14 protein-coding genes and 1 other RNA gene are annotated in these 14,990 nt (G+C 47.2%); 4 read left to right on the forward strand and 11 right to left on the reverse strand.

The features are described from left to right. Positions 1-55: 55 nt before the first annotated feature. Both BM184_RS07385 and BM184_RS07390 read right to left on the reverse strand, forming a co-directional pair. Complete coding sequence (locus BM184_RS07385) at positions 56-625, reverse strand: NADPH-dependent FMN reductase (RefSeq protein ID WP_177208583.1); 570 nt, start codon at positions 623-625, stop codon at positions 56-58. Positions 626-725: 100 nt separating this feature from the next. Beyond that, positions 726-1,577, reverse strand: a complete 852-nt coding sequence (locus BM184_RS07390) for an SMP-30/gluconolactonase/LRE family protein (RefSeq protein WP_177208584.1) — start codon at positions 1,575-1,577, stop codon at positions 726-728. Between the two features lie 203 nt (positions 1,578-1,780). Here BM184_RS07390 and BM184_RS07395 point away from each other — a divergent pair, with 203 nt between their 5' ends. Further along, positions 1,781-2,785 carry an ornithine cyclodeaminase family protein gene (locus BM184_RS07395; protein WP_086942605.1) on the forward strand — a complete coding sequence of 335 codons (1,005 nt, stop codon included), beginning with the start codon at positions 1,781-1,783 and terminating at the stop codon, positions 2,783-2,785. 27 nt (positions 2,786-2,812) lie between these two features. Next, a complete protein-coding gene (locus BM184_RS07400) occupies positions 2,813-3,415 on the forward strand; it encodes a hypothetical protein (protein ID WP_086942604.1) in 603 nt (200 codons plus the stop codon). Positions 3,416-3,664: 249 nt separating this feature from the next. Here the strand turns inward: BM184_RS07400 and BM184_RS07410 are convergent, their stop codons facing one another. The 6 genes from BM184_RS07410 to BM184_RS07435 all read right to left on the reverse strand — a co-directional run bounded on the left by BM184_RS07410 (position 3,665) and on the right by BM184_RS07435 (position 10,595). Beyond that, positions 3,665-3,865, reverse strand: a complete 201-nt coding sequence (locus BM184_RS07410) for a cold-shock protein (RefSeq protein WP_086629034.1) — start codon at positions 3,863-3,865, stop codon at positions 3,665-3,667. A gap of 302 nt (positions 3,866-4,167) precedes the next feature. After that, the gene (locus BM184_RS07415; protein ID WP_068561095.1) at positions 4,168-4,368 is read right to left on the reverse strand and encodes a cold-shock protein; all 201 of its coding nucleotides are present in this window, start codon (positions 4,366-4,368) and stop codon (positions 4,168-4,170) included. A 216-nt stretch (positions 4,369-4,584) separates the two neighbouring features. Next, positions 4,585-4,785: a hypothetical protein gene (locus tag BM184_RS07420; RefSeq protein WP_068561094.1), complete on the reverse strand. Its 201-nt coding sequence runs from the start codon at positions 4,783-4,785 to the stop codon at positions 4,585-4,587. Positions 4,786-5,040: 255 nt separating this feature from the next. Next, a complete protein-coding gene (locus BM184_RS07425; protein ID WP_086942602.1) occupies positions 5,041-6,786 on the reverse strand; it encodes a PHB depolymerase family esterase in 1,746 nt (581 codons plus the stop codon). Between the two features lie 56 nt (positions 6,787-6,842). Continuing rightward, entirely contained in the window at positions 6,843-9,254 is a 2,412-nt protein-coding gene (locus BM184_RS07430; RefSeq protein ID WP_086942601.1) for a family 78 glycoside hydrolase catalytic domain, read from the reverse strand. Further along, entirely contained in the window at positions 9,255-10,595 is a 1,341-nt protein-coding gene (locus BM184_RS07435) for a PTS sugar transporter subunit IIC (protein WP_086942600.1), read from the reverse strand. A 186-nt stretch (positions 10,596-10,781) separates the two neighbouring features. Here BM184_RS07435 and BM184_RS07440 point away from each other — a divergent pair, with 186 nt between their 5' ends. Next, positions 10,782-11,816, forward strand: coding sequence for an AraC family transcriptional regulator (locus BM184_RS07440; RefSeq protein WP_086942599.1), 1,035 nt, complete (start codon positions 10,782-10,784; stop codon positions 11,814-11,816). Between the two features lie 63 nt (positions 11,817-11,879). On the opposite strand, the gene BM184_RS07445 is transcribed toward BM184_RS07440, so the two are convergent. Both BM184_RS07445 and BM184_RS07450 read right to left on the reverse strand, forming a co-directional pair. Continuing rightward, positions 11,880-12,089 (reverse strand): hypothetical protein, encoded by a 210-nt coding sequence (locus BM184_RS07445; protein WP_086942598.1) that lies wholly within the window; start codon positions 12,087-12,089, stop codon positions 11,880-11,882. A gap of 53 nt (positions 12,090-12,142) precedes the next feature. Continuing rightward, a complete protein-coding gene (locus BM184_RS07450) occupies positions 12,143-12,757 on the reverse strand; it encodes a YdhK family protein (RefSeq protein ID WP_086942597.1) in 615 nt (204 codons plus the stop codon). 266 nt (positions 12,758-13,023) lie between these two features. Here BM184_RS07450 and ssrA point away from each other — a divergent pair. After that, positions 13,024-13,388, forward strand: a transfer-messenger RNA (tmRNA) gene (gene ssrA, locus BM184_RS07460). 391 nt (positions 13,389-13,779) lie between these two features. Here the strand turns inward: ssrA and BM184_RS07465 are convergent. Continuing rightward, positions 13,780-14,990 (reverse strand): ATP-binding protein (locus tag BM184_RS07465; RefSeq protein ID WP_143091124.1); only part of this gene is annotated, 1,211 nt, incomplete at its 5' end.

Genomic DNA, 14,990 nt, shown 5'->3' on the forward strand with positions numbered 1-14,990 from the left:
GACAAACAAAATACCCATCCTCACACTTTTTCGTGAGAATGGGTATTTCAAGCATTTACTGTTTCGACTGTTCCGTACTTTCGATCAACTGGACGAAAGCATCCACAATCGATTGAAAATATTCTGTTGTCTTTTCATCCTTAACGGAACCGTCTTCGTTCAACAACTTGTGGACATTTCCGATATAGGCTTCCGGCTGCTGCAATGGCACCATATTCAGGAAAACAAGAACTTGTCTTAAGTGATGATTCGCACCGAATGCCCCTAGAGCACCCGGGGATTGGCTGATGACCGCGACCGGTTTGCCGTCCCAAAGATTGGCCCCATACGGACGCGAACCGACATCCAATGCATTCTTCAAAGCCGCAGGATAGGAACGATTGTATTCAGGGGTCACCAGCACAAAGGCATCATAGCCTTTGATTTCTTCGCGGAACGGAGTGTACGATTCAGGAAGCATGCCCTCCACCTCGTCGAAATCCTGGTTATATAAAGGTAAATGCCCGATTTCCACCATTCCGGTTTCATACCCGTCCGGGAACAATTCCGAAAATGCCAAGGCCACTTTTTTGCTGTAGGCCTCTTCGCGCAAACTACCCACTAAGAATCCGATCTTTTTCACCATAAAAATCATCCCCTCTCTTATTTTTGAATCGTCTCACACTCTCATTATAGTGGAACAAAATGCCCTTCTCCAACGATTTGATTTACCCGACAAGCCTCCTCTAAGACAACTTGAAGCGGAACAACCCGCCAGCCAGCTCCTCTTCCGTCTCGCCATCCTTCGCGGTCGTGATGTACAGATACTCCAATTCATTGCCGCCCAGACAACAGGACGTCGCATTCTTCACCGGCATCAGGATTTCCTCAAGCTTTTTACCGGTTTCCGGGTCCCATCTGCAGACTTTCCCACCGCCGTATTGCGCCACCCAGATCATGCCGTCCCGATCCACGCACATGCCGTCCGGATTGCTGCCGTCGGTGATCTCGACAACGTATTTCTCGAAGGTCGCTTCACCCGTTTTTGGATCATAAGCATAACGGCCCACTTTCTTCGTCGGCGTATCAATAAAATACAGCGTCTTTCCATCTGGTGACCATCCCATACCGTTGGCCAAAGTGAGGCCATCCAAAACCGTGCGGACCGTTCCGCCCTTTTCGATAGCGTACAAAGCGGCTTCCCCTTCATAGGTATCGTCATAGCCCATCGTCCCGACAATCAGGCGGCCTTTCGGATCCAGCTTCCCGTCGTTGTAGCGCATCCGTTCATCGTCGTGAGCCTTTGCCACCAGCTGTTTTTCCTTCGTCCGCGGATTGATCCGGAAAATGCCGTTCCTTTCAGCTTCCAGAATCATCCCCTCCTGATCAAGGACGGCGCATCCGACCGGTCCTTCGGTCAGATAGGTCTGCACCTCCCCAGTTTCCGGATTGATAGCATAAATCATGCTGTCTTCGATCGAAACGCAATAAAGCAAGTTATTTTCCGCATCCCAGTGCGGTCCTTCCAACAAAGTCGAACCCGCGTAAAAAACCAGTTCTGGTTTCCTTACCTTGGCTTGTTCGGATTTCTCTTCCATGCTTCTCCACCTCATATTCCTTTGTCATGCATACTTTAAGTATATACCAGCAAAAAATGCATTCCAATTGATACGATTTGAGGACAGTGTTGGATATCCGGATGCTCCTGATTTTTTGTTATTCCCCGAAAAATGCTATACTTTATGTGACTGTTCAAAGGCAAAGGTTCTTTTGAACACATCTCGTTTAAAGGAGAATGGCCATGAAAGAACGCAATACGCTGCTGATCAATCAGAGCACCATCAAGGAATTATTGGATATTGCGGATTTCAACAATCTCGTGCATCAGACATTTCAGGGCCTGGGTGATGGCACAGTCATCAACCCGACAAAATTGACACTGGATCTGGGTGAAACTGGCGGTTACCCTCCGTATGAAGGGTTCATGAACGCAATGCCAGCCTACATCGGCTCGCAGGATATCGCCGGCTCGAAATGGGTCGGGGGATTTTTAGGCGAACGCAAAGCTGCCGGACTTCCTTATATCACGGGGATGATTTTGTTGATCAATCCGCATCTCGGTACTTTCACTGCCGCACTTGAAGGCGCTTATATAACCAATATGCGCACCGGGGCCCAGACCGCAAACGCATTGCGGTATTTGCTCAAGAAGCCAACCGTTACGATCGGCATTTACGGAGCCGGGATGCAAGCCAGCACCAACATCCGGGCGATCGCGGATCTGTTCGACATCACCGAATTGATCGTCTGGAACCACAGACGCAGTACAGCGGAAGCATTTGCAAAAAAAATGCAGGAACATGTCAAAGGCGTCATCTGTGTCGTTGATGATGCCCGGGAAGCCAGTCAGGCCGATGTTCTCATCACCGTCACGCCAGCGCAGACTCCCCTCATCAAAGCAGAATGGATCAAAAAAGGCTCCATCATTTTTCCGTTGGGATCTTTCCAGGAAATCGAAGATGAACTTATCTTGAAGGCGGACAAGATCATCGTTGATCATGTGGAGCAGGCTCTCCATCGCGGTGCTTTGAAGAAGCTCACGAGTGAAGGGAAACTATCCGAAAACGATGTTTTTGCGACTCTGGGCGAATTGGCGATCGGAAAGAAAGAGGCAGGCGACCTTTCGCAAGGTATCACCATCTGCATCCCGATCGGCACAGGAGCGATGGACGTCGCAATCGCCGGTGAAGTTTACCGAAGAGCACTCGAAAAAGGAATGGGTACCGCCTTTGATTTTGAAGCATAGAAATAGGAACGAATAGGAGGGATTTTTATGAATACAACCAACATCGAAAAACAAAACAGCCACTTGGACTTGCAGGATCAAGCGGTGCAGGATATTTTCGCGCTTTATCAGGATTATCCGGAAGTGCCTTACATTTCCAAAAAACGCGATAAGGAGGGTTGGCTGAACGCCGTCCGGATCGGATCGGAACAGCTCGTACCCAAACGCAACATGATCCGTTTTGAGGAAGATATCCTGCCGGGGCATCTGATCCTGTTATGGCGCATCCAATTTGGTACGTTCACGAACGATAGCGTTTATCCGAAATATTTCGAATACAATTACGGCATCAATGGCCGTCAAGCACTGGATGAAGTGATCGAAAAAGGCTATGCGGTGGAACTATCGGCGACCGATTCGCTGGACCACCTGAACGCGGCTGGCCTGAAAGCCATCCTGAAACATTACGAAGTAGCCGGATATTCCAAAATGAAGAAGCCGGAATTGATGGAGCTCGCTAAACAGGAATTGAGCGAAGCTCAGCTCGCTTCCCAGTTCCCGCTCAGGGGTTACCTCATCACACCCGCAGGAGAAGCGATCCTTGCAAAATATCCGGAAGTCGTCGACCGCCATCCGAAGAAGAAATATTGACGGGACACAAAAAAGCATCCTGAAATTGAATTCTGGATGCTTTTTTGTTTGCGTTTCTCCGACGAAAACATGCTTCATCGGAGGAAAATTAATCGAATGGGATCCGATCTCCGTCCAAAGCAGCTCGCCCGGAGATCGGATAGCTGTTTATCTTCTCAGCTCCGATGAAAGCTGCCTGACCGGAGCTGGGAAAAATTTCAAAAAAAGAACCTGGTCCGAGGACCAGGTTCCTATAAGTTTAATTTTGAATTAAGCTTTGTTTACGTTTGTTGCTTGAGGTCCACGGTTACCTTCTTCTACGCTGAAAGTTACTGCTTGGCCTTCTTCTAAAGATTTGAAACCTTCAGATTGGATAGCTGAGAAATGTACGAATACATCGTCTCCGTTTTCGCGTTCGATGAAGCCAAAACCTTTGTCTGCGTTAAACCATTTTACTGTACCTTGTTCCATAATTGAAAATCCTCCTCGTGCTATTGCACTTTATCATACATTGTTGCTAACGCTACGGATCGGAATTTTCGTAATGCAATTCGTTTCTCTAACCCAACAAAATGTTAAATTCATTGTATCACGCTTCATTCAATAATGCAAATCGGATCGACAAATAAATTCGCAATACGATATTGATGTTATTTGCGTTATTTAAAAAAAATTCCAGTTTACTGTTTCAAAACCTGGAATTACCTTATGAAAGTTTTCGTCAAAAAAAGAACCTGATCCGAAGATCAGGTTCCTATAAGTTTAATTTTGAATTAAGCTTTAACAACGTTAGTTGCTTGAGGTCCACGGTTACCTTCTTCTACGCTGAAAGTTACTGCTTGGCCTTCTTCTAAAGATTTGAAACCTTCAGATTGGATAGCTGAGAAATGTACGAATACATCGTCTCCGTTTTCGCGTTCGATGAAACCAAAACCTTTTTCTGCGTTAAACCATTTAACTGTACCTTGTTCCATAATTGAAAATCCTCCTCGTGCGTCTTGCACTTTATGATACATTGTTGCTAACGTTACGAATCGGAATGTTTTGAAACAATTCTTTTCTGCGCTTCACAAAATGTTAAAGTCATTGTACCATGGATTTTTGGAATGTGCAAGCCCTATCTTCTTTACTTATGACTTCAAATAAAGAAAAAGAGAAGCGATTCCGTATGTGACCGCTTCTCTTTTTCTTTATTTTTTTTCTTTATCAAGGATTTCGGATATTTTTCTGTCGACATAATTTAAGCCCATACTCATGAAATATTCAGCCAGCTCTTCATCGCTGATATTTTTCACTTCGTAGCCGCCCTGTTTTCTTTTTGCGGCATACCCTTTTCTCATTTTTTCAAGCATATCTTCGGGTAGCTCCACTTGGAATTTCTTCATTGTCATCGCAACCGCCTCCTATGTCGTTGTTAGCCTGAACGATCGAACGAGGTAATGTTTTTCCACATTGGTCAGGTAACGCTTTCATTATACCCTTATTTTCAAAATATATACAGAATTTTATGCAAGAAACAGCAATATAATCGATAATTGGTGTTTGGCATGATAAAAACCCTTGAAGGCAGTGCTAAAAATCCACTTCCTCCAAGGGTTTTTCCCATTTTTTTCAATTTATGTCAATAATGGTGCTGTTGCAGTAGATCATTCTTCAGGACTGTTGATGATCAGCTCGCCGTTCTCGGTATTTCTCTGGTAATCCTGGAAGAAGTCCCAGATGAATGCCGCTTCCGGTTTGTAGTTCCAATGCGCCAGATCTTTTACGGCCGCCAACTTCATCATGACGCCGCTCTGATTCGACAACGTACCTGTCAGCATCTGTTTTTCGCCTAGTGTCGTCCATTCCTGATTGTCCAACGCCACACCGTAGAATTCATTCGACGACATATCGTACTGCGGCGCTGCCTCAAGCTTGTTGATTTTTTGATAAGCTTGGATGAACGGGAACATGTCGACGTTCGGGTCATTTTGGAAAATGCCCGGTGTGCCGAATTGGCCGGAACCGTCCACAGGGATCATCTGGAAATTATCGTGATCACCGCAGATGTAAAGATACGGCACTTCAGGCCCAGCATAGGTTTCCGCGATTGCGGTGAGTTCCTGTTTATCGACGCCCGGTGCTGAGACAGCTGCCACAGCCGCGAAAACGCCCGGATATTTGACGCCCATCAGGGTAGCTTTGGAGCCGCCTGCTGACAAGCCGGTCAGGTAGATCCGCGAAGGGTCGATCTGCGGATATTTTTCTTTCAGATCCTCGATCAGATTCAGGACACCCTCTTCACCCAAACCTTCAACGCCACCGAAATTCACTTCTTTGTCTTGCCATTCCGGGGAAACGACGATCAGATTTTCTTCCACAGCCAACTCGGTCAGACCGCTGGCATCACCCTGCAGTCTTGGATCGTTCGCAAATCCGTGGAGCGTCACGATCAACGGCACGGTTTTTTCATCCTGCTCCATTGTTGCTTCAGGAATGTATTCGTACCAGTTATACGCACCCTCCCCGTTGACAGGCTCAGCTATCATCTGATTATAGGTGATTCCAAGTTCCTCAAAGTCGGGAACCCCAACAAACGGGTAAGGCTCTGTGTATTTGCTGACGTCAGCCATGTAAAACTCAGTCAGTTCGTTATGCATCCGGTAATTTTTCGAGAAGACATGCTCCCAAGCGTAGGCATACGCTTCCTGAACGGTTTTTTCTTCCGCATTCACGACGACTTGCTGGAACTCATTATCCTGATTTTGGTAAATGGCCAGATCATCCTCTTCCAGCTGCTCTTCGGCTGCGTTGGCTGAAGTGTAGAAGTCCGTTACAGCTTCTCCTGCATTGCTGAGGTATACGGGAACTGGCGTCGTCGAGGTGCTGTCAGCTTCGACATCCCCGCCGTACAGCATCATCCCTGCGATCGGATAGCTTTTCTTCGCCAGATAGTTATTGGCGAAGGTCGCACCTTCATCCAGCGCGATTACTTTGACGTTCTTCACCGGCGCTTTCGCCAACAATTTGATGAAAGCTTCCGCATCCTCCGCTTGATACCCCTCCTTATCCAGAGGATTGATCACGTAGGCCTGCCCTGCCCATTGCTGGACATCCGGCAACAATCCGATTTCGGCCAACAGTTCTTCTGCTTCCTCCTCAGTCTTTTGGCCTGCGTAGATGTAGAAGGTCGGCGTCAGCACATTCGAGCGTGAGCTTGTGAAACCATCCTTCATGGCATCATATGTAAAGTACTGCAGCTGTGACGCTTCATCTATTTCCGATTCTTCTAAGGTGATACCTGTTTCCGACGAACTTGCGGCTGATTCCGCCGTTTCGGAAGGCGCTGCGCAAGCAGCCAGATTCAACAGCGCCATCAGCATGGCCGCTTGTCCGATTTTTTTGATTTTCATTTTTTTGCCTCCATTATTTTGAAATGGTCATTCAAGGATAGCGGAACAGGTGAAGCTCAAGCATTTCCCCGTCTTACGGCTTCGATCGGATCAGCAATCTGGAGCGACAGCTTGATTGTTTCGCGACCGTCTCCAGAAGCAGTTATCTCTTTGTTGATGATTCGATACGCGTACCCTAATCGGAAATCGTAGTCCATTGATTCAGGCAGCGTCACGCTGTACATAAAATTATTAGCATCGGTCCGTACCCACTGCGCTTCAATTTCCCCTTGCGCAGTGAGGAGTGAACCATTCATTTCCGTCAGATCTGTTGCGAAATAAGGCGCCAATTGAATACTGCAATCTTTTTTGACAGAGATGCCGACCAACTTTTCCATCATCCAAACCGTGTATGAGGAGAACATCGCATGGTTCAAGGAACCTTGCAGCTTGTTCGTGCCGCTCTGCAGCGGGAAATACTCACTCAAGGTCTGGTTGCCGTTCGTCAGCATGCTAAGATAATTCGGTTCCTGGCGGCGGGACAGCCAATTGCAGATCAAATCGTCCTCACCGAGCTCGGAAAGGATGGTGTATGCCCATGACATCCCGAAAATGCCGAAGCGAAAAACGCCATCTTCTTTCTGAATTCGTTCGATCAGGTTCCTTTCAAGCTGATGCTTTTCAGCTTCATTTCTATGCAATCCCGCCTTCAAAGCGAAGATTGTGCTTGATTGCGTACCTGAGGAAAAACTGCCGTCTTCATTGCGGAACAGATCGATGATTGCACTTCTGGCTTCCACGATGCGCAATTCCAAGGTTTCCATCATCGTTTCAGAAACATTGTGTGCAGCAAACAACGCTTTGTATTCCTCCAAAAGGATCAGACACATGCTGGCCGAACAGAATTCCTGATCCGGCGATACGATGCGCCTATTCTGAATGCCGGCATCGACGGACCCCCAATCGCCCAAACAGCAGTAACGGATATAGTCGAAATCAAAAGCCAGCAGATATTCCAGATGCTTCAACAATTCAGGCAGATGTTCTTGCACAAAGGCAGTATCTTGATAATACTGCCCGATTCTAGAGGCAAGCACCGGGAAAACCAGCTGCCAGCCCAAGGAACCAGCCCCGTTGGAAGTCCCGTTCGTCATGATGCCGACGTAAGGGGCTGTCTGCGGAATCCCGCCTTCCGGTGTCTGATCATGAGCGAAATCCATAAAGACTTTCTTCAGCAGCTTGTGCATATCGTGGCTGTAGAGCTGCGAATCGATCAGGGCGACGATATCCCCGCCATAACCGAAACGTTCCCTTGTGCAATCTTCGAAGTAGGAATGGATATTGTTCAAGCGGGTATTCTGCGCCGCTTCCCACAAACGGTTCAACTCATCCGAAGATGAATGGAACTTGCTCACAGAAGCAAGGTCTGTGTGCAGGCTGTAAGCCCGGACGTTCGAAAGCAACTCCTCAAACGAGCCTGTGTCCGGTTCTGTCTTCACTAGAACATAGCGGAAGGAGTGATAGCAGAACTGATTTTCAAATTGGAAGATTTCTTGTTCAGTTTTTTTGATGACGTCTTTCTGGATGATCGGATCGCCCGCGTTTATGCCATGCGCCTCATCCGTCACCCCATAGGTTCCGCTGATGCTGGAATCAAAACTAAGGGTGCCATCAGCGTTCAGTTCCTCGGCGTACAGGAACGTAACCTGACCCAGATAATCGGCGGCGATATCGCAAAGGAAATGCCCGGACAGGATCGTCCCGAAATCGATCAGGATGCCTTCATTTGCAGAATGGTTCGCGACCACGGCAGGAAGGTACTGTTTCTGCCGCTTGATCTTGGGAATGAAACTGGGTGTCAAATTCCCGCCCGGTCCAGCGATTTTTACAGTCTTCTGTCGAATGGCTGCCCCCGTGATGTCATCCGTCACCGTTTCACCGATATAGAGATTATTGAACAGATAGTTGCCTGGCTTGCTTTCCCAGCTCGAATCCGATTCGATCACGATTTTTTCATCTGAAGCAGTCGTGATCGTCAGTTGACTGATCAGGCAAGGCTTGCCGACAGCGAGCTGCTTGCGCACATTGTATTTCCCCAAAATCGTGATGGGAGCCGCATTGTACCAACCATTCGCCAGTTCCACCGACAGCTTGTTGCTGCCCTGTTTCAAATAATTTCTGATGTCATAGGTGTCATAATAGACCGTTTTGTCGTAATTCGTCACATCGTTGTTCAAGTAGGCATCGCCCATGCGCTGCCCGTTGACGTACAAGGTATAATAACCCAAGCCGCAGATATCAATCAAGCCTTCTGCAATTTCAGCGGGGACATCGAATTCCTTCTCAAGGATGATGTTAGGCCGTTCATTCAAAGATTCTGCTTCTTTTTCAAGCGGATTATCCAACCGCGTAATCCAGCTGGCCTGACCCAAGCTGACGCTCAAAGGTTGGACCCTTCCTTTTATTGTAAATTGATCCGTTGCAGTCATTTAACGGATTCCTTCTGCTTCCTGGACAGTCGTATCCGAACCCGTGCTGTCCATTTCTTTTTCCTCTTTGTACAGCTCTTTGTCGGCCATCCGAACGAAAGGAATCCAAACGACTGTCGTGATTGCGATCAGGGCAATCTGCAGGAGTGAACCTCTGATGCTGCCGGTGACGAAGTAGCCGCTGATGATCGGCGGCGTTGTCCATGGGATCTGCGCCAAACCTGTCGGAAGCGGCACAAGTCCAAGCGCGAAAACGACATAAGCGATGACAGTAGAAATGGCATTCGAGAAGATGAACGGGATGAAGTACAGGAAATTCAGCATCAACGGGATACCGAACAACGCTGGTTCGCCAATGTTGAACATGTAAGGCACGCTTGAGATTTTGCCGACTTCTTTGTATTGTCTGCTCTTCGCTACGATCAGGATCGCGATGATGGCACCAACGACACCGATCGAGGCGAAATGATTACGGAAGCTCATGCTGATGATGTTCGGAGGGATTGCTCCTGCCAATGACGCAACTTTATTTTGATCTTCCAGAACTTGGTGGATGGGATCCATTACTGCTTGGATGATCGAGCCGCCGTGCAAGCCGAAGAACCAAAGGAATTGTTCGAAGATTTTGACGACAACCAAGCCGCCGATTGATCCGCCCAAGTAAGTCAATGGTTTGCCTAAGGTGCCGTTGATCAATGTCAATGCGTCACTCTTCAGCAACAACTCGAAGATCAAACGGATGATGAAGAATGTGGTGACAACGATGAAGGAAGGGATGACCGATTCGAATGGTCCGGCTACTGCAGGTGGTACGGATTCCGGCAGTTTGATTTTGATTCCTCTTTCTTCAATTTTTTTGTAGATGATGGTGCTGAACATGCCGACCAGGATGGACAGGAACATGGATTGAGCACTGATCTTTGTGATGTTCAGAAAATCAACGCCCTCGATGTTATCCAGCGGTGTCAACAAAAGGAAAGAGACGACTGCCGTAATGATGCATTGCAGCACGTTTGTTTCCAGCTTATCCGCCAAGGATTTCGCCATGGAAATGACGACGATCAAGCCGCCTACTGCCAGTGTTGCGCTGTTCACGTACAATAATTTTGACTGCCAAACGAATGCATTTTCCGTGCCTAGAACCATCGTTATAAAGTCAGTAACCTGAGTGATCGGGAAAAAGGCAATAATCAAAAAGATCGATGCGATAAAAGTAAAGGGCATGTATGCCAGCATGGCGTCCCTGACGGATGTCAGGTAAATGTTGTTGTTCACCTTGGTGGCGAAAGGTCCAACTGTGTTTTGAATCTTGTCGCTGAGGGACATTTTTTCAGTATTCATTAATTTTCCTCCTATATTTGTTGCTCCTGTGCTAAGTACAATGTCGGGCGAATCATATTGACTAAATTTATCATCCGGATTATCATTATGGTATCGCTAACAAGTACATCTTAACGGATATACCGTAATTTATTAATATCATATTCTTACGAGATGATTGACCATTTCTTACCTGAAGGAGATTTTATGGATAAAGCACAGATTCGCGAAAAACTATTCACCCATACAGTGACAGAGAAACTTTATCTTCAGAATACAGACGGTCCGCCGTCAGACTTCTTCGAAAATTTTGATTCCTATCTGAACGAGGACGCTGATCGCGTATACCGTTATACGTTTGAAAAGATTCTGAAAAGTGCCGAAGAGCGACAGAAAGAACGCGCCGCTTTTATAGAAGGCAGCCAACTGCTGCTTCTGAAACACGCGCGCTTTTCCTATACCCCGCTGCACGTCCATGATTTCATCGAAATGAACTACGTCTACTCAGGCAATATAGATATTATAATCGATGGGACAGAAATTTCATTAAAAGAGGGAGATTTTTGCATCCTGGACACCGGCGTTTGCCATCGGATCCTGGATACGGGCGAAAACGATATTCTGATCAATTTCTTGATGAGGAAGGAGTACTTCTCTACGCATATGCTGAGCCGGCTGGCCTCAAACAGCATCATCACTCAGTTTGCGGTCAACGCGCTTTCCAAAACACAGAAACACGACCGCTATCTACTTTTTAACACAACGAACAGCGAATTTCTGATTGACGCCATCGAGGGGATGCTCGTCAATTACTATGAACCGTCATCCTATTCAAAAGATGTGACCGATGCCTACATGATCATCCTCTTTTCCGAGTTGCTTAAGGCTTTCCAGCAGAAACAATCCAGCGAACACCGCAAGGCGGATCATTCCTATATCGGTGATATCCTGCTTTTTATCGAAAAGAATTATCAGGACTGCAGTTTGCAACAGATCGCGGATACTTTCAAGTTCAATCCGAGTTACCTGAGCCGTTTCATCAAGAGCCAGACCGGAAAATCCTATGTTGCATTGGTCCAGGAACTGCGCCTCAACAACGCTTGCATCCTGCTGAAGAATACCGATACCCCGATCGAAAACATCAGCGAACAGATCGGTTACAGGAACGTCACTTTCTTCTACCAGAAATTCAAGCAAGCCTATGATATGACGCCGCACGAATACCGGATGAGTTCGAATTGACGCTGCATTTTCGGGCAAAAAAATGACCGCGCTCCAACTAAGGAGGCGGTCATTATTATTGATTTATTTTCTTTTTTTGAACAGATCCCAAATCGAGAAAGTGGCTTTTTTGTATATTCTATTGTAGGCTGCCCTTTTGGCATCCCGGACCAGTCCCATCCCCTTTTTGCCGTAGAACGGATTGGTTTTACGTTTGATCGCCCGCTTCAACTTTCCGGTTGTCCTAGCTTTAAATGAGCGTTTCAGGCTAGGTTTGCGCATGCCAAATTTCATTAGGACCAGTCCTTTCTTATATTCAGGAAAATCTTTATATGTTCAACCTACTGTTATGGTTCTTCAATTGGCGAAAGTTCTTGTTCGGTCACCCACTTATGGTTTTTGATTGTTTCGCCGGTGACCGTATCTATGTAATCCACCATATAGACTGTAGTTGTCTCAGCAGCATCTATAGTGGCAGTAGCGCCGCTCATCCCTTCCGTGTGCTCAGCTTCCAGCATCACTTCACTGCCGACACCAAATGGATCCGTTCCAGCATCCATGATTTCTTCCTGAATCACCCATTGATGGTTCTCCACTCTTGGGTCTCCATTGGTTGGATCATAGGAAACTTCATAGGCGATTGTGTCAAAGGCTCCAACGATTGTCGCTTCTGCACCTTCCATGCCTTCCATATGGCCTGCCTGCATGATGACAGATTCCCCCACTTTATAAGTAGGATTTTCAGCTTCCATCAAACCATCCGGAATCACGCCGGAATCGTCGTGAACCATATCCCCCATGCCTTCCGAACTGCTGGATGAAGACTCCTCAACCATGCTTTCCATCGAAACACTCTCCGATCCAACAGAGGCTTCCTCCGTGTTAGTGTCCGTTGAACAAGCGGCCAATAAAGCGGCAGCCGATAGACTGAATAAACTCATCAACATTTTTCTTTGTCTCATTCCTATCCATCCTCTCTTAATGGTAGTGCTTGTCACTTATTTATAGTTTATAGAAAATGACTGCACATTTCAAAGGATAGCCCTTTCACATGAACCGCCGCGACATGTAAAAAGCTTCGGAATCCCTTCGCTCCGGTTCTGAACAGCTTTGTGATTCTTTTTTTGGCTTGCGGCACGCTGCAAAAATATTTTGTGCATAATACTTGCTTTTTGAAACGGATGACGTATAATATGAAATGCAAGATAACTCTGTGCATTCCCATTACGGGGACGTTACGGATTCGACAGGTATAGGTCGAGCTTTTGATGCGCTCCGTAGGTTACGTCTACGCTAAAACGTTACAGTTAAATACAACTGACAAAACACAAAACAACACTTTAGCTTTCGCTGCTTAATTGTAGCTAGCTAAGATCCTCCTGGTATCGCCCATGTACTCAGATCAGGGTCTCAATGATGTGGGATACGCTGTGACCTTCCATCTGGAGGAATCAGAAGAGATTAATCAGATTAGCCAACAATAATGCCTGTTAAACGGCTAGTTCAAGGCGAATTCCAATAGTTTAACTATGAGCGTAGACTTGGAAGTGCCGATATGCTTGGACACGGGTTCGACTCCCGTCGTCTCCATCTAGATGAAGATGAAACCCTTAGAAATGTTGATATGAAGCGATTCATACAACTTTCTAGGGGTTATTTTTTTGTCGTTCTGCGGTTGGTTGAATTAAGTAAACTCGTCAGACAGCCCTATCGGAACAGTATCTTGGCTGTTTAGATTACCGTCTTGCGTCAACAACCGACATCCACGCTGTGTCTCGAATGTTTGAGTCACCGCCCACACCTAACGATTGACACACGCGATTTGTCTCGACTGTTCCTGTTTCCGGGCCGGGCTAACGGTTGACGCATTTGTCTTGTCTCGGTTGTTAAGATTACCGTCCTGGTCTAACCACCGACACAAACAAAAGAAAAGAGAAGCGGCTGCCCCCAATGAGGCACCCCCTTCTCTTTTCTGCTTTAATGCTTATTTACTCATATCTTCCAATTGGAAATGGATGGTTTCCATTGCTTGCAGCAAAGCTTCTGCTGTATCCAATGAAGTCAAACATGGGATGTTGTTTTCGACTGCTTCACGGCGGATCAGGAATCCATCGGTCTCGCTTGTCTTACCTTCCGTCATCGTATTGACAACCAGGTTGATGCGGCCGTCGCGGATAGCGTCAAGAATGTCGTTGCTGTTTTCATTGATTTTCTCAATGACGTCGACTTTGATTCCTTCTGCTTCCAACGCTTTACCGGTACCTGTTGTAGCAACGATATGGTAGCCCAACGAAATCAAGCGTTTCGCCAACGGGATGATTTCTTCTTTGTCTTTATCCGATACCGTCATCAACGCCGTACCGTAGTCAGGCACGTGCACGCCGGATGCGATGAAGCCTTTATACAAAGCTTTCGGCAAGTTGACGTCTTTACCGATGATTTCTCCGGTAGACTTCATTTCAGGTCCCAGAACCGTGTCGACTTTCTTCAGTTTGCTGAAACTGAAGACTGGCATCTTCACGTATACGCCGGATTTCGACGGAACCAGACCTGTCTTGTAACCCATATCCTTCAGTTTCAGTCCTAGGATACCTTTCGTAGCTAACTTCGCCATCGGGATGCCGGTTACTTTGCTCAAGAACGGAATTGTCCGGCTCGCGCGCGGGTTCACTTCGATGATGTAGACGACGCCTTCGCTGATGACGAACTGGATGTTCACCAAGCCGATGGTGTTCAGGCCTTGCGCCACACGGATCGTGTAGTCTTCGATCGTTTTGATCAGTTCAGGCGACAGGTTTTGCGGCGGGTAAACAGCGATCGAGTCGCCCGAGTGGACGCCGGCGCGTTCGATGTGTTCCATGATGCCCGGGATCAGGACGGTTTCACCGTCGCAGATCGCATCGACTTCCAGCTCTTGTCCGATCAGGTAATGATCGACCAGGACCGGACGTTCAGGACTGGCCACGACCGCTTCTCGCATGTATTTCTCCAGATCGGCTTGGTTGTAGACGATCTGCATCGCCCGGCCGCCCAATACGTAGGACGGACGCACCAAGACCGGATAACCGATTTCGTCGGCAACTGCGACCGCTTCTTCAACGGTCACGGCTGTTTTGCCGGGTGCTTGCGGGATATCCAAGTCGCGCAACAACTGTTCGAACAATTTGCGGTCTTCAGCGCGGTCCAGATCTTCCA

Source organism: Trichococcus pasteurii, from assembly GCF_900112935.1.
In the GTDB taxonomy this organism is placed as follows: domain Bacteria; phylum Bacillota; class Bacilli; order Lactobacillales; family Aerococcaceae; genus Trichococcus; species Trichococcus pasteurii.